Annotated in this window: 18 protein-coding genes; 16 read left to right on the top strand and 2 right to left on the bottom strand. The window is 43.6% G+C overall.

Annotation, left to right across the window (positions count from 1 at the left end; genetic code table 11):
- Positions 1-440: 440 nt before the first annotated feature.
- The 10 genes from carA (at position 441) to I6E84_RS09520 (ending at position 12,990) form a co-directional block, all read left to right on the top strand.
- A complete protein-coding gene (gene carA, locus I6E84_RS09565; RefSeq protein ID WP_197217702.1) occupies positions 441-1,673 on the top strand; it encodes a glutamine-hydrolyzing carbamoyl-phosphate synthase small subunit in 1,233 nt (410 codons plus the stop codon).
- Positions 1,670-2,395 carry a hypothetical protein gene (locus I6E84_RS09560; protein WP_197217701.1) on the top strand — a complete coding sequence of 242 codons (726 nt, stop codon included), beginning with the start codon at positions 1,670-1,672 and terminating at the stop codon, positions 2,393-2,395. Before carA ends, I6E84_RS09560 begins: the two co-directional genes overlap by 4 nt.
- 71 nt (positions 2,396-2,466) lie before the next feature.
- Positions 2,467-5,736 carry a carbamoyl-phosphate synthase large subunit gene (gene carB / locus I6E84_RS09555; protein WP_197217699.1) on the top strand — a complete coding sequence of 1,090 codons (3,270 nt, stop codon included), beginning with the start codon at positions 2,467-2,469 and terminating at the stop codon, positions 5,734-5,736.
- Between the two features lie 352 nt (positions 5,737-6,088).
- Positions 6,089-6,565, top strand: coding sequence for a transcription elongation factor GreA (gene greA, locus I6E84_RS09550; RefSeq protein WP_110922744.1), 477 nt, complete (start codon positions 6,089-6,091; stop codon positions 6,563-6,565).
- A 181-nt stretch (positions 6,566-6,746) separates the two neighbouring features.
- A complete protein-coding gene (locus I6E84_RS09545; RefSeq protein ID WP_227681429.1) occupies positions 6,747-7,718 on the top strand; it encodes a hypothetical protein in 972 nt (323 codons plus the stop codon).
- Positions 7,719-7,830: 112 nt separating this feature from the next.
- Positions 7,831-8,406, top strand: a complete 576-nt coding sequence (locus I6E84_RS09540; RefSeq protein ID WP_197217696.1) for a hypothetical protein — start codon at positions 7,831-7,833, stop codon at positions 8,404-8,406.
- Between the two features lie 148 nt (positions 8,407-8,554).
- Positions 8,555-9,169, top strand: a complete 615-nt coding sequence (locus tag I6E84_RS09535) for a hypothetical protein (RefSeq protein ID WP_197217695.1) — start codon at positions 8,555-8,557, stop codon at positions 9,167-9,169.
- 137 nt (positions 9,170-9,306) lie between these two features.
- Positions 9,307-10,575: a putative DNA modification/repair radical SAM protein gene (locus I6E84_RS09530; protein ID WP_197100088.1), complete on the top strand. Its 1,269-nt coding sequence runs from the start codon at positions 9,307-9,309 to the stop codon at positions 10,573-10,575.
- Between the two features lie 78 nt (positions 10,576-10,653).
- Positions 10,654-11,526 (top strand): TIGR03915 family putative DNA repair protein, encoded by an 873-nt coding sequence (locus I6E84_RS09525; protein ID WP_197217693.1) that lies wholly within the window; start codon positions 10,654-10,656, stop codon positions 11,524-11,526.
- Positions 11,527-11,667: 141 nt separating this feature from the next.
- Entirely contained in the window at positions 11,668-12,990 is a 1,323-nt protein-coding gene (locus I6E84_RS09520) for a glycosyltransferase (protein ID WP_227681427.1), read from the top strand.
- Between the two features lie 87 nt (positions 12,991-13,077).
- Here I6E84_RS09520 and I6E84_RS09515 read toward each other — a convergent pair whose 3' ends face one another.
- Positions 13,078-13,725 carry a cupin domain-containing protein gene (locus I6E84_RS09515; protein WP_227681425.1) on the bottom strand — a complete coding sequence of 216 codons (648 nt, stop codon included), beginning with the start codon at positions 13,723-13,725 and terminating at the stop codon, positions 13,078-13,080.
- A complete protein-coding gene (locus tag I6E84_RS09510; RefSeq protein ID WP_110922738.1) occupies positions 13,703-14,440 on the bottom strand; it encodes a gamma-glutamyl-gamma-aminobutyrate hydrolase family protein in 738 nt (245 codons plus the stop codon). The genes I6E84_RS09515 and I6E84_RS09510 overlap by 23 nt, the downstream gene beginning before the upstream one ends.
- 344 nt (positions 14,441-14,784) lie before the next feature.
- On the opposite strand from I6E84_RS09510, the gene I6E84_RS09505 reads away from it, so the two are divergent.
- The 6 genes from I6E84_RS09505 to I6E84_RS09480 all read left to right on the top strand — a co-directional run bounded on the left by I6E84_RS09505 (position 14,785) and on the right by I6E84_RS09480 (position 22,772).
- Positions 14,785-16,128, top strand: a complete 1,344-nt coding sequence (locus I6E84_RS09505; RefSeq protein WP_194197303.1) for a glutamine synthetase family protein — start codon at positions 14,785-14,787, stop codon at positions 16,126-16,128.
- A gap of 1 nt (position 16,129) precedes the next feature.
- Positions 16,130-17,461: an NAD(P)/FAD-dependent oxidoreductase gene (locus I6E84_RS09500; RefSeq protein WP_227681423.1), complete on the top strand. Its 1,332-nt coding sequence runs from the start codon at positions 16,130-16,132 to the stop codon at positions 17,459-17,461.
- A 174-nt stretch (positions 17,462-17,635) separates the two neighbouring features.
- Positions 17,636-19,129 (top strand): Na+/H+ antiporter NhaC family protein, encoded by a 1,494-nt coding sequence (locus I6E84_RS09495; protein WP_197217691.1) that lies wholly within the window; start codon positions 17,636-17,638, stop codon positions 19,127-19,129.
- 173 nt (positions 19,130-19,302) lie between these two features.
- On the top strand, positions 19,303-20,172 hold the full coding sequence (gene aguB / locus I6E84_RS09490; protein ID WP_197217689.1) for an N-carbamoylputrescine amidase: 870 nt from the start codon (positions 19,303-19,305) through the stop codon (positions 20,170-20,172).
- Between the two features lie 48 nt (positions 20,173-20,220).
- Positions 20,221-21,327 (top strand): agmatine deiminase, encoded by a 1,107-nt coding sequence (aguA, locus tag I6E84_RS09485; RefSeq protein WP_197217687.1) that lies wholly within the window; start codon positions 20,221-20,223, stop codon positions 21,325-21,327.
- Between the two features lie 71 nt (positions 21,328-21,398).
- Positions 21,399-22,772, top strand: a complete 1,374-nt coding sequence (locus I6E84_RS09480; RefSeq protein WP_197217686.1) for an NAD-dependent succinate-semialdehyde dehydrogenase — start codon at positions 21,399-21,401, stop codon at positions 22,770-22,772.
- The last annotated feature ends 83 nt before the right edge of the window (positions 22,773-22,855 follow it).

Raw genomic sequence — 22,855 nt, 5'->3', positions numbered from 1 at the left:
ATCATCTTTTAGACCATAAGAATAGAAAAAATCATTCATCGCAATTAAAGCGCTGCTCATCATATGCTGTTTTTCATATATTTTTTTCAGAAATCTTTTATAAACAATTATTTAATAGATAGTATATTGTATATTTACGGTAGATGAGAAATCTGTGCCCGTTAAGTTAGGAAATCGACTGGCTATCTGCGTGTATATTGTATATAATGCGCAAAATCTGTGCCTAAGCGAGCGGACATGATGCAAGTTACCTATTCACTATCTAGTGGGTTTTGTAGTTTCCATCAATAATGTCTTCTCGCTTTTTTGTGGAAAAATTTTGGGTTTAGTTGTTTTTTATTCTTAATTCATAGTCATTATCGAGATATAAAAAGCTGCGTTCAATCCGAATTTTAATCATGAGAAATTACGGCACTCACCAATAACAGCGGAGGCAAACCTTGAATTCATCGGCAGAAATACAAGCAATTTTGGCATTAGCAGACGGTACGATTTTTCGCGGTGTGAGTATCGGCAGTCTCGGTCATCGTGTCGGTGAGGTGGTGTTTAATACAGCCATGACAGGGTATCAAGAAATCCTAACTGACCCCAGCTATGCTCGTCAGCTAGTGACCCTAACCTATCCGCACATCGGCAATACTGGTACCAATAGCGAGGACACTGAGTCTGGTAATGGTCATCAAGTATGGGCAGATGGTCTCATCATTCGTGATGCCACTATGGTTACTTCAAACTTCCGTAACTCAGAATCATTGAGTGATTACTTACAAAACCATGATACCGTCGCAATCGCTGAGATTGACACCCGTCAATTGACTCGTCTACTGCGTGATAAAGGCGCTCAAAACGGTTGTATCATGACAGCCTCTAATGGCAAGACCATTAGCAGTGATGACGAGCAACAAGCCATCAAATTGGCGCAAGAGTTCGCTGGTATTGAAGGCATGGATCTGGCAAAAGAATGCTGTACTAAAGAGACGTTCGAATGGACAGCAGGTACATGGGATTTATCAGATACCCTACTTAACCGTGATGCCGTTGGTAGTCATGATAGCGGTACAGGCGGATTTTTCAAGCAACTAGGCACACACGTTGAGCACAAATTTAATGTAGTCGCCTATGACTTTGGTACCAAGACCAACATCTTGCGCATGCTCGTCGATCGCGGCTGCCATGTAACGGTCGTACCAGCACAAAAGCCTATCGTTGACGTGCTAGCGATGAATCCAGACGGTATCTTCTTATCGAATGGCCCTGGTGACCCTGCCGCTTGTGGCTACGCTATTGACAGCGTGCGTCATATCATTGAGCAAACTGACGTGCCAACGTTTGGTATCTGTTTAGGCCATCAGCTAGTCGGTCTTGCCAGCGGTGCAAACACCATCAAAATGAAAACTGGCCATCATGGCGCTAACCATCCAGTACAAGACTTGGCGACTGGTACGGTTATGATTACCAGTCAAAACCATGGTTTCGCGGTTGATGAAGACACACTACCTGATAACGTTAAATCTACCCATCGCTCATTATTCGATGGTACCAACCAAGGGATTGAGCTGACAAATAAGCCAGTATTTAGCTTCCAAGGTCATCCAGAAGCCAGCCCTGGTCCACATGACTGCGCGCCATTGTTTGATAAGTTTGCTGAGATGATGGAAAAGGCGAAATCGTGAGCAAGTCTGTCAAAAGTAGTTTGTTGATTGGAGTATTAGCAATTGGTTTGGCGGCATGCACTACCACCAAACCAACTGTTGACCATATCAACTTACAAGATCAGCAGAAATTAGCGGTGTCTAATGCTAAAGTAACAAACAAGCAAGAACTAAACCTGAAAGATAAAAGAGAATTATTAGCGGAAAAAATTAAACTTGCTGATTTTTCTATCAGAGGAATAAATGACCCCATATTTATTGATTTCTTATTATCTGATGGCAATATCTCAAAACAAGATAAGCAATGCGTTTTCAAAAATATCGACAGAAAAGCTTTTTACAAACTCTCTAATCATAGTATTGAATACTTTATAGATAATCACTCAGAAAATACTGATTTATATTTAGATAAGTTAGACCGTCTGATTTCTATCGTAGATATTTTTTACAACCATTCAGGTCCAGTTGATTTTGACGATAAAAATTTATCAGCCTCTCCTGCGCTAACACTACTCTCAGAAGAAGATTCTTTAATTTTTCAAGAAATGATTAAAGATGAATACTACAAAGACCTATTAATAATGATAGGTCAGCCTGCAGAAGTAAATGGTTCGGTTTTTGATTTTTCTGTCATGAAGCTTTTAATCCTTACAAACTTTGTACGTGAATCTGAACAGCAGTGCAATCTTAATAGCACACCGCTACGATATAAACTTTTGAGTCAAGAACTAAAATCTAATTAACATTGTAAAAGTCAGCATCTTAATAAATACCTTGAGAATTCAAACCCGCCAAAATAGGACTTAAAAACACTATGCCAAAACGTACCGACATAAAAAGCATTCTTATCATTGGCGCAGGCCCCATCGTCATCGGCCAAGCATGTGAGTTTGACTACTCAGGCGCACAGGCGTGTAAAGCACTAAAAGAAGAAGGTTACCGTGTCATCTTGGTCAATTCAAACCCTGCGACCATCATGACCGATCCTGTTATGGCTGATGCCACGTATATCGAGCCAATTACTTGGCAGACGGTTGAGCAAATCATTGCTAAAGAACGTCCCGATGCTATCCTGCCAACGATGGGCGGACAAACAGCGTTAAACTGTGCATTAGATTTGGATAAGCATGGCATATTGACCAAGTACGATTGCGAACTGATTGGTGCAACTAAAGACTCAATCGAGATGGCAGAAGATCGCAACTTGTTTGATAAAGCAATGAAGCGTATCGGCCTTGAATGCCCACGCGCTGAAACGGCTGAAACCATGGAAGAAGCATTTGCTACCCAAGAAAAAATGGGCTATCCATGTATTATTCGTCCTTCATTCACGATGGGTGGTTCAGGTGGCGGTATTGCGTATAACCGTGATGAGTTCATTGAAATTTGTGAGCGCGGTTTTGATTTGTCTCCTAACCATCAGCTACTTATCGATGAGTCGTTAATCGGTTGGAAAGAATACGAGATGGAAGTGGTTCGTGACAAAAACGACAACTGCATCATCATCTGTGCCATCGAAAACTTTGATCCAATGGGCGTGCACACGGGCGACTCTATCACGGTTGCACCTGCGCAGACTTTGACGGACAAAGAATACCAAATCATGCGTAATGCTTCATTGGCAGTACTGCGTGAGATTGGTGTTGAAACAGGCGGCTCAAACGTACAGTTCGGTATCAACCCTGATACAGGTCGCATGGTCGTCATCGAGATGAACCCACGTGTATCGCGTTCATCAGCATTGGCATCAAAAGCCACTGGTTTCCCGATTGCTAAAATCGCGGCAAAATTGGCGATTGGTTATACCCTAGATGAATTGCAAAACGACATCACTGGTGGCAAAACACCAGCGAGCTTTGAGCCTGCGCTTGACTATGTTGTGACCAAGATACCTCGTTTTAACTTTGAAAAATTCCCGCAAGCCGATAGTGTTTTATCAACGCAGATGAAATCAGTCGGTGAAGTGATGGCGATTGGCCGTAACTTCCAAGAGTCGATGCAAAAAGCATTGCGTGGTATGGAAACGGGCAATGATGGTTTTGATGAGCAGATTGACTTTGCCGCTATCAAAGACGGTAGCCTTAGTACTGACAAAGCCCGTAGCGAGATTCATAACCGCTTAACCATTCCAACGCCTGAACGCATTTATTATATTGCTGATGCCTTCCGTATCGGTATGAGCGTCGATGAGGTCTTTAATCTTACCAAAATCGACCCATGGTTCTTGGTACAGATCGAAGACATCGTGAAAACTGAAGAAACTGTGAAATCATTAGGCTTCGGTGGCTTAACTGAAGACAACTTGCGTCGCTTTAAACGTAAAGGTTTGTCAGATTTGCGTCTGGCCAAATTGCTTGGTGTCTCACAAAAGCAACTGCGCAAAAAACGTTGGGATTTAAACGTTTATCCAGTTTATAAGCGCGTGGATACTTGTGCGGCAGAATTCTCTACCAGTACCGCTTATATGTACTCAACGTATGACAGCGAGTGTGAAGCCAACCCTACCAATAACAAAAAGATCATGGTTATCGGTGGTGGTCCTAACCGCATCGGTCAAGGTATCGAGTTTGACTATTGCTGTGTACACGCTGCCCTTGCGATGCGTGCAGATGGCTACGAGACCATCATGGTCAACTGTAATCCAGAAACGGTTTCAACTGACTATGACACCTCAGACCGTCTATACTTTGAGCCAATCACGTTAGAGGACGTACTAGAAATCGTCCGTATCGAAAACCCTGATGGCGTCATTGTACAATTTGGTGGTCAAACACCATTGAAACTGGCTCGCGCCCTTGAAGCCGCTGGTGTGAAAATAATCGGTACTAGCCCTGATGCGATTGACCGCGCTGAAGACCGTGAACGCTTCCAACATATGATTCAGCAATTGAATCTTGTCCAGCCAACCAATGCATTAGCGACCAGCTTAGAAGACGGCTTGGTTAAAGCAAAAGACGTTGGCTATCCATTGGTTGTACGCCCATCTTATGTACTAGGTGGCCGCGCGATGGAAATCGTCTATAACGAAGATGAGCTAAGACATTATCTGCGCACTGCGGTACAAGCATCAAACGAAGCGCCAGTATTGCTAGATCGCTTCTTAGATGACGCCATCGAAGTCGATGTGGACTGTGTCTGTGATGGTACTGATGTCGTAATTGGCGGCATCATGCAGCATATCGAACAAGCGGGTGTTCACTCTGGTGACTCAGCCTGTTCGCTACCGCCTTACTCGCTATCTAAAGAGTTATGCGATGTGATGCGCGCACAGACTATTGCTATGGCTAAAGAGTTGGGCGTTATCGGTCTGATGAACGTACAGTTTGCCGTAAAAGGTGAAACTATTTATATTCTTGAGGTCAATCCACGTGCTGCGCGTACCGTACCATTTGTCTCTAAATGCATTGGTACATCATTGGCACAAATCGCTGCTCGCTGTATGGCTGGTACGTCGCTCAAAGACCAAGGCTTTACCAAAGAGATTGTTCCTGCATTCTATGCCGTTAAAGAAGCGGTCTTCCCATTTGCTAAGTTCCCTGGTGTCGATCCAATCTTGAGTCCTGAGATGAAATCAACAGGTGAAGTGATGGGCGTTGGTAAAACCTTTGGTGAAGCGTTCTACAAAGCCATCATCGGTAGCAATGAGCGTCTGCCAGGTCTACCGACTGAGGGCGAAACCAAAACCGTCTTTATCTCAGTACGTGACAGTGACAAAGCGCAAATCGCGCCTATCGCTCGTCAGCTGGTAGACTTTGGCTTTGACATTGTGTCTACCACTGGTACACAAAAAATACTGAGCGACGCTGGTATCGAATGTAAGCAAATCAACAAAGTAACCGAAGGCCGTCCACATATCGTCGATGCATTGAAAAATGGTAAAATCGACCTTATCATCAATACGACTGAGGGCAAGCAGGCACAAGAGGATTCATTCTCTATTCGCCGCAGCGCGCTGCAAGGTAAAGTATTCTATGTCACGACATTGGGCGCGGCAGATGCCATTTGCAAATCTTATTCGATTGACTTGCCATTCGAAGTTTATAAGCTACAAGATTTACATGAACAAGCAAAGACTATTGCTTAGCTCTATTGACTTGGCTGAATAATTTCAGTAGATTAAGCATAACAGTCAGGCTTATGTAAAAGCTCATGCGAAATTGGTTTTTATATGACAGTAATGCTCTAATCAAACAATACCTTTGAAAAGACAGACCCAAAAAGCATAGTGGCTAAACTGCGACTATGCTTTTTATTACGTAAGGTTAAGTGTGCATTAGTGGAGCATAAATACGCTCATACATAACCAATCGTATGCTAGTTATGCAGCCTAAACCACTCTCTTTTTATATTTTATACCCATTGCAATAATCCCAACACCATCTCACTATTCACTAAGAGTAGGAGATGGTGTGGTGTTATTGGTTTAAGGAAAAAACATGCAACGTTATCCCATGACTCCGCAAGGACATGAGGCTTTAGAAGCCGAATTAAAACAGTTAAAAAGTATCGACCGTCCACGCATCACGGCTTCTATTGCTGAAGCGCGCGAACATGGTGATCTAAAAGAAAATGCTGAATACCATGCAGCCCGTGAGCAGCAAGGTTTTTGTGAAGCACGTATCCGTGATATCGAAGCCAAGCTTGGCGGCGCGCAAGTCATCGATCCTTCGACGCTGCCACAAGAAGGTCGTGTGGTATTTGGTGTGAGCGTTATCATCGAAAACATGGACACCGAAGAAGAAAAACAATACCAAATCGTTGGTGATGACGAAGCAGACTTTAAAGCGGGTAAAATCTCTGTCAACTCGCCAATCGCTCGTGGTCTTATCGGTAAATCAGAAGGCGATGAAGCCCGTATTGAAACGCCTAAAGGCGTGGTCGAATATGAAATTATGAAAGTCATATACAACTAGTATCGCTCCATCATTTGGCCTAACATCTTACTAAACACAATGATGACTAAATGATTGACCTTGGCTATTATAAATACTGATACCCTCGTTATTTGACATGCGCTATAGTGTCATTTAACGAGGGTTTTTTGTTTGCGCGTTATCTACTGCTTCACTTACTATTACTTTAAAGGAGTCTTTTATGAATATGGATTTTGCAGCATCACTGGTTATCACCAAAAAAATAGCGGTTCAAAAAACATCAATAGCCACTGCTATCTCTTCGATTGTTGCAGGCACTTTACTTGCCGTATCCTCAGCACATGCTGCGCCTGAAATAAGCATTAATCCGTCTGCTAGCGGCAGTACAACTGTGGTTGAGCAGTACTCTGATGGTAACACCGCGACTATCACTGCAACACCTAATGGCATCACCATGCAAGACGGTATGCCTTATGCTGTGACGCAAGTAACAACGACCCCAAGCTATGTCGTTCGTCAAAGCGCTAACGATACTATCATTTCTCAGGCCAGCACCACCGTCACTAGTGTGCCTGTGACCAATCAGGGGAGCAATGCCGTCACCAAAGTGAATGTTATCACCACACCACTCAATAACGTAAAGCAAGTCCTGCCTGTCGCATCTGCTAATCAACTGCCAGTGATGAATGCATCAACTGCCATTCAAGTCATGACCAGCTCATCAACGTTTAACCAATCAGCGATTAGCCCAACCTTTACCGATCAAACTGCTAAGACGGTTTCTTTAGAGACCCTACAACTAACCCCAAGCTTTAGTAAGCCTGATGTCGTCAATGCACAAACTAAGGTCATGAAAATATTAAAGAATAAAGAAGGACGTGAGATAGCAGTGCCTGCCAATCATATTGCTCAAGGTGATATTATTGAATACCACACCACTTATACCAATACCACCAATCAACTAGTAAACGGTGTCAATGCGATGGTGTCATTACCGAATGGCATCCAGTTGGTATCGCTAAACAGTTTACTGCCAACCCTTGCAACCACCGATGGCAACAGCTATCAAGTGATTCAACCAATGAGTAACACGGCAGCGACGCAAGTGAGCTACTCTGGTCTTAAATGGGATTTGGTCAATCTAGATGCCAATGCAACACAGACCGTAGTGATACGCGCTAAGGTTCAATAGAAACTAGGCCGTGGTTGTTTAATAAATTTGATGAGGTCTTGCTGGCTAACTTTCTAGCCGGCAATACCTTTTTTTAAATTGCCAAGTTTTCAATCATTGAGGAAGATAAATCATGAGCGTACTGTCCATTAGAATACTCTTATTCCTCATTGTTCCTGTAGGCATATTTACGGTATTCAAAGCGATAAAACTACTGAGAAGCGCATTCAATGGCGACGTATTATTAGCGCTGCCCTACCATGATAGCGTTGGTAGTTTCACTGTCTCGAAGTCCGGTGTTTATAGCATTTGGCACAAAGGCCCTGTGTTTAAAAAAACGCCGCTGGCTAAATTTCGACCTCATATCTCAAGTACCTCTACTGGCAAAGATATTAAGCTTAATCCCTCAATACTATCTCCACGCTCAAATAACTTTGCCACTGGCAGAATGGAGCTTTTCACCTTTCGGGCGGAAATTGGTCATTACGAATTAAAGCTAGTATCAGGGTCAAGCACCTCAAGACTGCAGGCAACTATGGGAAATGTCATACCTTTGGCAGATATTGATTTAAGCCTCTATTCTATCGAGGTTAAAGAAAGCCAATCACAGATCATAACGATACTGGCTATTCCCCTTCTACTGCTTGGTATTTTGGGTATTGTAGGTGGCTTGGTGCTCGGGTTATTGGCTGAGCAATTTTTTGTATAAACCATAACTGGCTCATATATAGTAGGTACATTGCCATGCTCACTCAGCCTACTATTCGTAATACTTGCATTCACCTTTATCATTTCTTAATAACCAACCTTTTGCTATAGTGCCTTAAATTCAAAACAAATATTCGGTTATTACCAGCATGTACAACTTCACCTCTCTCTCTTCATTGGCTTTTATTATTTTCGGCTGTATTTTAAGTGCTACATCTTTGGCTAAATCTGCCGAAGCAGAATTTGACGATCGCTTTTATATGTCGAAAATTTGTACTGCGTATATGAGTAAAGAAGATCATGGATATTGTGATGATGGTTATGTTCTTAAAAGCGAAACCTTGGAAGGCGGTCAAGTAAAAGAAACTCTGCTTATGGACGGAATCGGTAGCTACGGCTGGAATCATACCTCGCTTAAAAAAATTGATAAAGATACTTATCATGTCTATATTGGTTGTGGCAATCCGTGCGGTGCCAATATGTTATTTGGGCGTGGCGATAAAGAGCAGAACTTTGGTCGTTATTTCAACTTTGATCTAAATAGTCAATGTAGCGTTGCATATAACCACGACAAACAGTTATGGACGGCTAGCCGATTTTTTTCAGATAAAGAAATTGCTTTACCTTTGACCTATGATCCTGATGCTTTTGCGGCTTACCCCAAGTACGATGTTGAGTTTGATAAAAAAGGACATCTTATTGTCAAAGAATACTTCTCAGAAGAAGTGGTTCAAACTTTGCCTAATCCTTGTACTTCTCGTTAACCCTAAAAACACATAAAATCGATGGCCATAGGCGACAACCGTTGTCGTTTAATTTCTTAATTTTAGCTATAATTACAATGACTTAACGCTAATTTTGTTAAAATAGTCTTTCATTAATGCATTGGTAAATACCGCTTATGGCAACCATCAATTATGAACGACTACAAGGCAAACTAAACATCTTAGCGGACGCTGCTAAGTATGACGTTTCCTGCTCTTCCTCCGCTGGTACACGCAAGAACCAAGGCGGCGGTCTCGGTGATGCCTCAGCGACAGGTATCTGCCATAGCTATACCGAAGATGGCCGCTGTGTCAGTCTACTCAAAATCCTGCTGACCAATCATTGTATTTATGATTGTGCTTACTGTACCTCACGCAAAAGCAATGACACCCCACGTGCTGCCTTTAGTGTCGAAGAAGTCGTTGATTTGACCATGCAATTTTATCGCCGTAACTATATCGAAGGCTTGTTTCTCAGTTCTGGTATTTTTAAGAGTGGCGACTATACGATGGAGCGACTGGTTGAGGTCGCCAAACTACTGCGTACCCGCGAGCGCTTCAACGGTTATATTCACCTAAAGACCATCCCAGGTGCGTCAAAAGAGTTACTGCTAGAAGCTGGGCTGTATGCTGATCGCTTGAGCGTTAATATTGAGATTCCGACCAAATCAGGATTGGCATTGCTCGCGCCAGAAAAATCGCATGAGCAATTAAAGGCACCCATGGAAACGGTAAAAGAAGAGATTATCACCATCCGTGAGAGCCGTAAAACCCATAAAAAAGCGCCAAAATTCACGCCAGCGGGTCAGACCAGTCAAATGATAGTCGGCGCCAGTAATGAGACCGACTTGCAGGTTATCCAGCTATCGAGCCACTTCTATAAAACGTATGATCTCAAGCGTGTTTACTACTCTGGTTATGTACCAATGCTGTCTGATAATCGTCTGCCAGCGATTGGAACGCCGGTGCCTATGGTGCGTGAAAACCGCCTTTATCAGGCAGATTGGTTAATGCGTTTTTATGGTTTTGGCGCGCACGAGATAGTAGAGCCGGACTCGCCATTTTTAGATTTGGACTGTGACCCAAAACTGGCTTGGGCCATACGCCATCGTGAGCATTTTCCCGTTAACATCCAAACCGCAACTTATGAGATGATTGTTCGTATACCCGGTATTGGTACCAAAACGGCTAAAAAAATAGTGAAAGCGCGCAAGTTTAATCAGCTGACGTTATATCATCTCAAAAAGATGGGAGCGGCCGTCAATCGTGCCAAATACTTCATCGCGACTACTGGTAAAAATGAACACCTTGCTCATTTGACCCGCGATAACTTCCGTCAATATGTACTGGCACAGACGCAGACCAAGTTTAAAGATCAGCGTAGCGGGCAGCTGGCCTTATTTTAAATGTAAGAATAAAGTTTATTCGTAAGATTGATTCTTAAAATAAGCCACTACACGTCAACTGTTTTCTGAGGGCAGCTAATGTCAGTACTTGTTCAAAACAAAACTTACTCTGTCGGTCAAGTAACGCCTAGTATTGTGCTTTATGAGCCAAGTTTTGAAGGTTGGCTGAGTGCGGTCTATCATGCCTATGAGCATAAATTACAACACGATTCCGCATTACAGCTCATAGCGCAAGATTGCTATATACCCTCATTGATTGCTCAAGCAACCAGCGTGGCAACTGATGAAGACAAAGCCGAGCGTGTCCTCACAAAACTAAATAAGTTATTGGGGCGCTCAGGTATGCGCAATATGCTGTGGGGATTTTTATCTGAAAAGGATAATATCGGCACCACTCTATTTCAAGTAGTTAAATACGCCATCGACTATCCCAATCGTCAAATCATGCAGGATTTGGGTAACTTAGACGTGCTTGAGCTGGTGCAAACGGTCAAATCTGTGGGTCGTGAAAAGCACCGCATGGAAGCATTTGTGCGTTTTGAGCATACCACTGATGATATATATTTTGCGCGAGTGGAGCCTGATTTTAATGTATTGCCACTGATTGGTGAGCACTTCCGTCAGCGCTATCAAGACCAGCATTGGGCCATTTATGATATCAGTCGCGGATTTGGGATTTATTATGACAAAAGCCAAAGTACACCGTCACACCCTGCCACACTGCAAACCATTACTGACCTTGATGATGCGGTATTGCGTAATCCTGCCAGTATCCATAGCGAGGACGAGCAGCGTTACCAGAAGTTTTGGCAAGGCTACTTTACCAACGTCAATATCAAGGAACGTAAAAACCCCCGTTTGCACAAACAGTACCTGCCGCAGCGCTATTGGAAATATTTGAGCGAAAAACAAGTATTGCCCAATGCTGAACATTTACAAAAACGTCGATAAGCGTTTTCAGCGTTGTATCTATGGCAGACTTACTCCTCGCTCTGAAAAACAAACGCTTTAACTTTACCTTGATGGTTGAGTTTTTACTGCTTTTAACTGACAATAGCAACTTGATATTACTAACCTGTGATCGACGCTATTATGAAAGTTATGCGCTTACTGTCGTCTTTGAAGCATGATGAATCCGAGCGCGGTATTTTTCATCTTGGGCGCGCATTGGTCAAAAATGGACATACCTCTATCATCGTCTCAAGCGCTGATGAAGACAATGATTTGGTCAGACGCCTCAAGCGTGACGGCAATATCTATCACCAATTACAAATGAATAAAAAGTCTTGGTTATCACTACTCCAAGTTGCCCCACTACGCCATTTGATTGAAAAGTACGAGCCCGACGTCATTCATGCGCACTCGCGTACGCCAGCATGGATTGTACATTTAGCATTGCGCCGTGCACGTGTCAAACGTATGCCAAAACTGGTCTCGACCATGTATGGCTTTTACCCTATCAATAGATATTCACAAGCACTGCTCAATGTCGACACGCTTATTACCGTCTCTGACAGTGTTACTAACTATCTAAAACACCGACTACGCCGTGAAGATACCGCACCAAAAATTATCAAACGTATCTATCGAGGTATTGATACTCGCCGCTATCCCTATCGGCATAATCCATCAGTTTATTGGCTACGTCACACCTTTGCAGAATACCCAGAGCTTGAGCACAAAAAGTGGCTGATATTTCCAACCATTATCGGCAATGAATATGGTCAAGAGTGGTTGATTGATATTTTGGGTAATCTACAAGAGCAGTTCCCTAATATCCATGTCATTATCATGGACGATGACTATAAAGATGGCGATGTGGCGCATGAAGACTTTCGTCAACGCACTAATACCTTAGGTCTGGCGGAGCGCATCACTTATGTGGGTAGCAAGCGCAATGACATGCGAGAGTGGCTATCGGCGGCAAATATCGTGATGGCACTGGCCAATGAGCCAGAGTCTATTGGTATCAATGCGCTGCAAGCGATTCACTTAGGCACTCCCGTCATTGGTTGGGATCAAGCGGCCTTTAGCGAAATTCTACAACCGCTCTATCCGCAAGGATTGGTCAAAAAATACAATGCGACCTCTCTCTGTAAAGCGGTTAGAAACCAGTTGGAAAGCGTGACTCGTCCTGAGATGACGAACAAATTCACGATGCGTGAGATGATTGAGGAAACCCTCAAGGTCTATCAAAATCTAAGTGATATGGCGCTGGCAGAAGAGCAAGCTGAAGCCGATGCGGCAGCGGTAAGAAGAATTAAGAAGTATTTGAAACCCACTGCCAATACGATAAATAATAAAGCCAAAATTTATGATGCTAGGGCAAAACATAGCGATTCGCTAGCAAACACAGAACCTGCTAAAAAAAGGCTTTCTGAAGCAGCCAACCTCTCAAAAGAGACAGATACTTAGAAAGCCTGTTATAAATATTCAGCTATCTACTGACTGTACGCCTATAGATATTTCCGTGCCCGTTCTTACCAGCCGCCACCCTTCCAATTAATATGTCGCTGGCGTATGCGCGCTGACGATGCGAGTGATGGCATTGCTTGGATTGATAAAAGTATGCGGATGACAAGTTTTAATCACGTAGCTATCGCCTTCATTTAATAGGTAGGTAGTATCATCGATACGAATGATAATCTTGCCTTCGATGACCGTACCAATCTCCTCACCTTCATGAGAAATCCTATCTTCAGTCGAACTGTTCGGCTGATAAACCTCGATCAAAAACCCTAAATTCTTGATCGGACTGCCATTGAACACCTGTTTGATGGAGACCCGACTGTTTGGCTCACTAATCTCTATGAGGTCTTTTGGCGTAACGACGACTCTGTCTTTACGCTCTTTCCACTCGTCACTAAAAAAGGTATTTAGGTCAGAGTCGAGCACCTGCAAGATCGCTTTTAGCGTGTTGACAGCAGGGCTAACCTTATTACGCTCGATAGCACTGATTGAGGTATTGGTCAGTCCTGCCAGTCTCGCTAGTTTACGCTGTGAGAACCCTTTAGTAAGGCGCAATTGATTGATTTTTTTACCGATATTCTCTTCTGGCTTTTCAACCGATTCAGGCGCCTCTTGTTCTTCAACAGAGATTATCTCGTCATTTTCTGGGATATCGTTATCAGGATTTTGTTTGACTGGCATAGTGAATAAATTCCGTAAATAAAAATTTGGAAAAACCATCTTGTGCATAATTCAGCTCAGGATGCCATTGTACACCAATCATAAACGGATGTTCTATTAAGCTAATCGCCTCTACCAATCCATCACGTGCCAGCGCTTCTACAAACAAACCCTCACCCACTTTATTGATGGCTTGCTTATGTAACGAGTTAACGTGCCACTCGTCACCAAATGCTGCAAGCTTCCCTTCAGGCTGAATAATGACGTCATGTACTGGCTGATATTGCACTTCTAGCGGCTGGGTATTGTCTTCTAAATGCTGCTCATAGAACCCTTCTACTTCACGCCAATCAGGGTATAGCGTGCCATTGAAATGCACATTCATCTCTTGTAACCCTCGGCATACTGCTAGTAAAGGTGTGCCAGATTCCGCTGAATAAGCCAGTAGTTTAAAGCTTAGCTCATCACGATTTAAATCCTGCTTTTCTTCTACATGCGATGCGCCATAACGCATCGGCGCGACATTACTATAACTCCCTGTCAATACAATACCATCTGCCAACGCGACCAATGCATCAAAATTCTCGCTGTCAGCAGCCGTATAGGGAAGCAATATTGGATTGCCACCATAATACTGGATAGCATCGATGTATTTTTGATATACCGCTTGGGCTGGCTGGCCGTCCACCATTTTGTGACAGGAGACGATAGCGATGATAGGTCTAGAAGTAGGCATGTGATTTTCCCTAAATGTGATATCTGTACCTAGATGTCCAGATACTGCGGTATTTAACTTAACTAAAATTTATCATAACTACCTAGTAAATGTAAACTATAAACTTCATTGTCTATAAAATCGGTTTATATGAGTTATATAAATTACTTTTAGGTAATTAAAAATAAATATTGACAACTATAACCTTCATCCATATATTAAAAGACATCTTTATGACAAAGAACAATTTTTATACATTTAGAAAGTTGATAGACAGTATCCCGAAATACGTTAAGTGCTTCATATCGTGAACAAAATCAGCAAGGCCAACCCAAATATTTCAAAAACTGACAGGGATGAACAACATGACGACGACCAACGGAACCATCACATCTGCAAGTAAAACTGAATATGTATATGTTGCAGCAGGTGATATCAACGGCTTACTTCGCGGTAAACGTATCCCATTTAACCAAATGGACAAAGCACAAGCTGGTGGCATCCGATTGCCTCTATCTATTTTAGGCGTCGATATTTGGGGTGCAGACGTCATCGAGTCCTCTCAATGTAATGGTGATATTGATGCCATTGCTCGTCCTACAGGTCGTGCCGCTTATCCCCTTCTTAATACCAGTGCAGCCTCATCGCTATTACCTGTTTGGCTTTATACCGAAGACAATGAACCGTATTACGGTGATGCCAGACACGTTTTGGACTACATCAGCAAAAAATTCAAAGCGCTTGGTTTGACGCCAGTCATGGCGACTGAGCTTGAGTTTTATTTGGTGGACTACACAGAAGGTGAGACGCCAAAACCACCTATTCGTCCGAAAAGTGGCCTGAGATTAAATAAAACCTCTATTTTAAGCATCAATGATTTATTACAGTTTGATGAGTTTTTAGACGAAGTCTATGCTCAGTGTGAGAAACTCGATATTCCGGTTGATGCTGCTTTGGCTGAGAATGGCTGTGGTCAGTTTGAGATTAATTTACTACATGTCGATGATCCGTTAAAAGCTGCCGATGATGCGATACTATTCAAACAAGTGGTCAAAGCGGTCGCTGCTCGTCGTAAGCTCACTGCTACCTTTATGGCAAAACCGTTTGGCCTACAATCAGGTAATGGCTTCCATGTACATTGCAGCTTATTAGATAAAGATGGCAACAATGTCTTTGATGATGGATCAACGGAAGGCTCAGATATACTACGTCATGCCGTTGCAGGGCTATTGAAGACCATGTCAGATTGCACGTTATTGTTTGCACCACATGTCAACTCTTATCGCCGTTTTGCACCAGGTACATTGGCACCGAACAATGTGTCATGGGGCTATGAAAACCGCACAGCAGCCGTACGTATCCCAGGTGGCGATCCAAAAGCGCGCCGTATTGAGCATCGCGTTTCTGGCGCTGACGCCAACCCTTATCTCGTCTGTAGTGCGGTATTGGCAGGTATGCTGTATGGTATTGAAAACAAACTGGAAGCACCTGAACCAATCAATAGCATTACTTATAATGAAGAAGACCTCAAAACCTTACCGTTAGATTGGCTCTCAGCCATTCGTCAGTTTGAAAACAGCGACGTCATTGATGCCTTATTCCCAAGCGAAATGATTGAACTGCTGATTGCGGTTAAAAAACAAGAAGCCAAACGCTTCTCTCAGCAAGTCACCAATCTTGAATACCTCACCTATTTACAGGATGTCTAATATGTCAAATAGCAAACCGTCTAATAACACGCGCAATATCCCGCATTATTCAGATAAAGGACAGTATCCTGATAGCTACTATGCTGCCAGTCGCAATCCTAAACCAGATAGACCAACGCTAGAAAATGACATTCATGTTGAGATTTGCGTGGTGGGTGGCGGCTATAGTGGCCTATCAACGGCACTGCATCTCATGGAGACAGATCACGAAGTGGTCGTGCTAGAAGGCGCACAGATTGGTTGGGGTGCATCAGGCCGTAACGGTGGTCAGATTGTCAACGGTCTGAATGCGAGCTTAGAAAAAATCAAAAGCTCTTATGGTCAACAAAACGCCGATTTTGTCGGTCAGCTCGTCACACGCGGTGGCAAAATCATTCGTCGACTAATCCAAGACTACGACATCAGCTGCGATTTGAAAGAAAAGAATATCTTTGCTGCCTTAAACAACGGGCAATTAAAAGATTTGCAGAAAACGCATGCACTATGGGAAAGCCACGGCATGCATGATCGCGAAATGCTAGACAAATATGGCATGCAAGAGCATATCAAGTCAGAGGCTTATGTAGGCGGGGTTATCGATCATTCAGGTGGACATTTTCATCCGCTAAATCTTGCGCTTGGCGAAGCCGCTGCCATTGAATCACGTGGCGGTACTATTTATGAAAACACGCTAGTCGTTGATGTTGAATATGCTGATGATCATATCAAGGTCATCACTGAGTTTGGCACGGTCACTTGTAAGCAAGCCGTTATGTGCGGTAACGCTTACTTAAACAAAGTCATTCCTAAGCTAACTGACCGAGTCATGCCCGTATCGACACAAATTATCGCCACCGAACCATTAGGTGACTTAGCAGACAAGCTGCTCCCAACTGACGTCTGTGTCGAAGATGTCCGCTATATCCTTGATTACTATCGCCTGTCAGCAGATAAGCGTATGTTGTTTGGTGGTGGTACAGTCTACGGTGGTCAAGATCCTTCTGATATCACTGCCAAAATCAGACCCAACATGAATAAGATTTTCCCAGAGCTGCGCGATGTAAAAATTGATTATGCATGGAGCGGTAACTTTGCGTTGTCTTTTTCACGGGTACCGCAGATGGGCAAGCTACATGATCGCGTGTTTTTTGCACACGGTTATAGTGGACATGGCGTGACAGGCTCGCATCTGTTTGGACAGATATTGGCTGATGCTATCAATGGCAATACCAAAGAGTTTGACACGTTTGCAAAAATTCCATGGATTCCTTTCCCTGGTGGTCGCGCACTACGAGTACCTTACTCTATGATGGGATCATGGTGGTACGCGCTAAAAGACACGACTGGCTTATAAGTAACGTAATGGCTTCAATTTTCTGCTTAATGATAAGCAAGACTTTGAAGCCATTAATGCAACAGATTGTTATTACTAACTCGATAGGAAGTCCACTCGTACTTCCTATCGATCATCACCTTAAAAACAGGATCTTTTCTATATAAGCCATAATGTCACACAAGGAACGTCACCATGAACATGAAACTCAATGACGCTGTTGAAGAGCAGTATCATAACAAACGAGTATTTCTCACTGTCGTAGTGGGAATAGCTATCTATCTTGCCTTTGTCTGGTTATCATCCACCCGCGATGCATCAGAGTCTTGGGGAATCCTCTCCTTACTACCCACCATGCTGGTACTCATCATTGCCATCGTCTCCAGACGCCCCTTTGAGTCAATGATCGCAGGCTGTGTTGCTGGCCTTGTCATGCTCAATCCATTCGATCTAGTCTCCCCTTTTGCAGATAATATCTCAGCCGTACTCGGTAACGAAACCATTATTTGGATCGTCCTTGTTTGTGGTCTCATGGGTGGTCTTATTCAATTGCTCGAAGTGAGTGGTTGCTTAGATGGTTTTAGTGAATGGCTCAAAAGAATTATTAAATCACGCAGACAGTCGTTACTCGCGACTTTTGCATTAGGTGTTGTGGTCTTTATCGATGATTACCTAAACTGTTTGGCCGTTTCGACCTCAGTGAAAAAACTGACAGATACTTATGGCGTGTCTCGTGAAAAACTCGCTTATATTGTCGATTCTACCGCTGCTCCTATGTGTGTAATCGTTCCTATCTCTACCTGGGCGGTCTACTTTTCAGGCCTGTTAGAGGAAAATGGCGTGGCAGCAGACGGCGCTGGTATGTCGCTTTATATCAGCTCTATCCCTTTTATGGCTTATGCTTGGTTTGCCCTACTTATTGTTTTTTTGGTGGCTTACGGTATCTTAGGCGACTGGGGTCCGATGAAACGTGCAGAGAAACGCGCCAAAGAAGGCAACCCTGTTCCAGAAGACTTTGTCGATGAGCAATTGGTTTCAAATGTCAAAGCCAAACGCACGTTATCATTCAAAGCCAATATTTTTAACTTTGCATTCCCAATGATTTTGCTTATCGTCTCAACTATTTACTTTGAAGTGGATTTATTAAGAGGCGCATTGCTTACCTGTTTTGTGACCGTGATGGTCTATTGGGCACAAGGTCTTTTAAGTTTTGAGACCCAAGTAGAGTCTATTTTTACAGGCTTTAAAGTCATGTTATATCCATTATCGACCGTTATTGGTGGTTTCTTTTTGAAAGCCATTAACGACGAGCTTGGTATGACCATGTATGTCATTGACGCTATCTCACCGCATATGACGATTATTATCTTCCCTGCTGTTATTTTCGCTGTCATGGCTTTCTTAACCTTTGCAACCTCATCAAGCTGGGGCCTATACGTCCTTGCCATGCCGATTGTATTCCCAGTAGCAGCTGCACTAGGTGTTAGCACGCCATTGGTTATCGGTGCTTTGTTATCAGCGTCATCGTTTGGTAGTCATGCTTGCTTCTTTAGTGATTCATCACTATTAGCCGCACAAGGTGCTGGTTGTTCACCCATGCAGCATGCCTTCACGCAGTTCCCTTATGCGATGCTTGGTGCTGTGCTATCGGTTGTTACCTTCTTAGGACTTGGTTTTATGATGGCTTAACGCTAGATAGTGAGTAAAGAAGCTGCTACTGCTACTCTCACTGCTAAATAACTTCTTAACCACAATACGGTTTAAATACATCACTATTTAAACCGTTACTATGACCAAACCTTACTTTTATTACGCTTTATTTTATTCATATAAAAGACAAATTATAATCAAGGAGCTACACCATGCGATCAGTTACTGTTGCCAGCACTCAAATAGCCTGCACTTGGGACAAACAAGAAAACATCGATAAAGCCACTGCATTGGTCACTGAAGCTGCGAAAGCTGGTGCCAATATCATCTTGCTACAAGAGTTATTCGAAACCCCTTATTTTTGCCAAGTACATGATTTTGAATATTTCAACTTGGCTACCGAAGTCGAGCACAATACGGCCATCAATCATTTCAAAGAACTGGCCAAGTCGCTTGAAGTGGTACTGCCTATCAGCTTTTATGAAAAATCAGGCAATGCGATGTTTAATAGCGTGACCATTATTGATACCGATGGCGAAATACTGGGCACTTATCGCAAAACTCACATTCCAGATGGCATTCCTTATGCCGAAAAATTCTACTTTACGCCTGGTGACACTGGTTTTAAAGTTTGGAACACTAAGTACGGCAAAATCGGTGTGGGTATTTGCTGGGATCAGTGGTTCCCTGAATGCGCACGTAGCATGGCATTGATGGGTGCAGAAATGCTGCTGTATCCAACCGCCATTGGTGATGAACCAACTCTAAACATCAACTCAACTGGCCACTGGCAGCGCTGTATGCAAGGACACTCTGCGGCTAACCTCATGCCTGTTATCGCCTCCAACCGTATTGGCGAAGAAACCATCAGCCAAAATGGCACTGACAGCACCATGCAGTTTTATGGCAGCTCGTTTATCACTGATGGACGCGGCGAGATTATACAAGAAGCCTCGACCGATAAAAGCGAATTTATCATGGCCACGTTTGATCTGGATGCACTGGCAGAACAGCGTCGTCAATGGGGCGTGTTCCGCGACCGTCGCCCATCAATGTATGGCACATTACTCACGCACGGCTAACCCACTTCCTCTATTTCTATAACTGCTTGAGTTCGATAAGGTGACTTTATGTCCACATTACTGACAGGTTCAACCCCCAAACAAGACGGCTTTTATATGCCTGCAGAATTTGCACCTATACAAAAAGTCTGGATGGTATGGCCATATCGAGAAGACAATTGGCGACAAAAAGCCGTCCCCGCGCAAGCAGCATATGCAGACGTTGCTAGCACCATTAGCCAATTCAGTGAGGTTGGCGTTTTGGTCAACGCTGATGATTTTGATAATTGCCGTGCGCAACTGCCCGATAATATCGATGTGATAGCCATGCCAAGCAATGATGCGTGGGCACGTGATACCGCTCCGACTTTTTTAATCAACGATGCTGGCGATATACGTGCTTGTGATTGGACATTTAATGCATGGGGCGGCGATTACGATGGCCTTTATACGCCTTGGGATGACGACGACAAGCTCGCCGAGAGACTGTGCGAGCACTTAGATATTGAGCGCTATCGTACAGACGGTTTCGTACTAGAAGGCGGCGCGTTTCATGTCGATGGAGAAGGTACGGTATTGACCACCCGTATGTGCTTGCTCAGTCCTGGGCGCAACCCTCACTTAAATGAAGCGCAAATCGAAGACATGCTGAAATCGCATCTAAATGTCGAAAAAGTGCTGTGGATTGATGACGGTATCGATCCTGATGAAACCACTGGGCACATTGATGATATTGCCTGCTTTGCGCGACCTGGCGAAGTGGTCTGCTTATTTACTGATGATACTGAACATCCATTCTATGAAGCCACTCAAAAGGCGTATCAGCAGCTCTCAGAAATGACGGATGCCAAAGGTCGGCAGTTAAAAGTGCATAAGCTATGCTGTACCAAGCAATCTGTAACCTTGCCTGACAATGCTGATATTACTCAGTCAGAAGATGCAAAATCCCGATTGGATGACGCATTATGTATCTCTTCTTACGCCAACTTCTTGATCTGTAATGACGGTGTCATTGTGCCGCAATATGATGACGTTAATGACAGTTTAGCGATTGAGCAGCTTGAAAAAATCTTCCCTCAGCATCAGGTAGTTGGAGTACGAACGAAAGAGATTGTATTTGGCGGCGGCAATATCCACTGTATTACTCAGCAGCAGCCTATCGCCAACGCGCAATAACGAGATTTATGTATTTTATACATTGCTTTCTAAACATAACCAAAAATAAAATGTAAACAAAAGGACTTTTTATGAGCGATTATCAAGTAAATAACCCAGCCACAGGCGAACTCGAAGCCACCTACCCTACGGCAACCGAACAAGATATCCAACAAGTGATTGAGCAAGCGGACACAGCTTATCAAAGCTGGCGTCATGTTCCACTAAGTGAACGCAGTGCGCTACTCCATAAAGTCGCTGATATCTATCTTGACCGTCAAGAAGAGCTAGCACGTATCGTCGCCAATGAGATGGGTAAACCAGTCGCTCAAGCAAAAGGTGAGATTGGTCTGGTCGCTGACATCTATCGCTATTATGCAGACAATGCTGAGCAGCTATTAGCACCTAATACCATCGACGTTGATACAGGAACAGCTTCTGTAGAAAAACGCCCTGTAGGTGCACTACTAGGCATCATGCCTTGGAACTATCCACACTATCAAGTAGCTCGCTTCGTCGCGCCAAACGCCATGGCGGGTAACACCATTATTCTAAAGCATGCACCGCAATGCCCTAAGACAGCCGAAATTATCGTCGATATCATGAAAGACGCAGGCATGCCTGATGGGGTTTATAACAATATCTTTGCGACCAATGAGCAATCAGCGACCATCATCAACGATACACGCGTACAGGGTGTTTCATTGACGGGTTCTGAGCGTGCAGGTCAAGCGGTTGCAAAAGAAGCTGGCGGCGCACTCAAAAAGGTTGTCTTAGAGCTTGGTGGTTCGGATGCCTTTATCGTTACTGCTGATGCTGATATCAAAAAAGCCGTACAAAGAGCCATCTCAGGTCGTTTTGGTAATGTCGGCCAAGCCTGTAATGCCGCTAAACGCCTAATTATCGTCGATGACGTTTATGATCAATTCGTTCAAGCATTCACCGATAACGTACGTGCCATGACATTGGCAGACCCATTAGACGAGCAAACGTTTATGGGACCAATGTCTTCAAAAGCGGCAGCCGATGGTCTTCAAAAGCAGCTGGATAGCGCCATTCAAGCGGGTGCTACTGTTTTAGTAGAAGGCGGCATAGTAAAAGATAAGCCAGGTGCTTGGTTTGCCCCAGCTGTACTAACGGATGTGACTGAGTCAATGGATGTCTATCGTCAAGAACTATTCGGCCCTGTTGCTGTCATTTATAAAGCTCGTGATGTCGACCATGCCATCCAAATCGCTAACGATGTGCCATTTGGTCTTGGCGCTTCTATTCAGACGCAAAATCCAGAACTGGCCGCAGAAATCGCTGAGAAATTAGAAGTGGGCATGGTCACTATCAATGCCCCATCTGGTAGTGAAGCCAATACACCATTCGGTGGTGTTAAGCGCTCAGGTTTCGGTCGTGAGCTAGGTACGTTAGGTATTACTGAATTCTTAAACTATAAGCTGATTCGTAATAAGTCTTAAGAGCAAGTTTTAAGAGAAATAAAACTTTAATTGCATAAACTAAAAAAAGCCTAACGTTTGACGTTAGGCTTTTTTAATGGATA

It is taken from the genome of Psychrobacter sp. SCQQ22 (assembly GCF_015864605.1).
Taxonomy (GTDB): domain Bacteria; phylum Pseudomonadota; class Gammaproteobacteria; order Pseudomonadales; family Moraxellaceae; genus Psychrobacter; species Psychrobacter fozii.
Note: the sequence above shows the minus strand (reverse complement) of the source record. Positions and strands in the feature narration are given on the sequence as shown.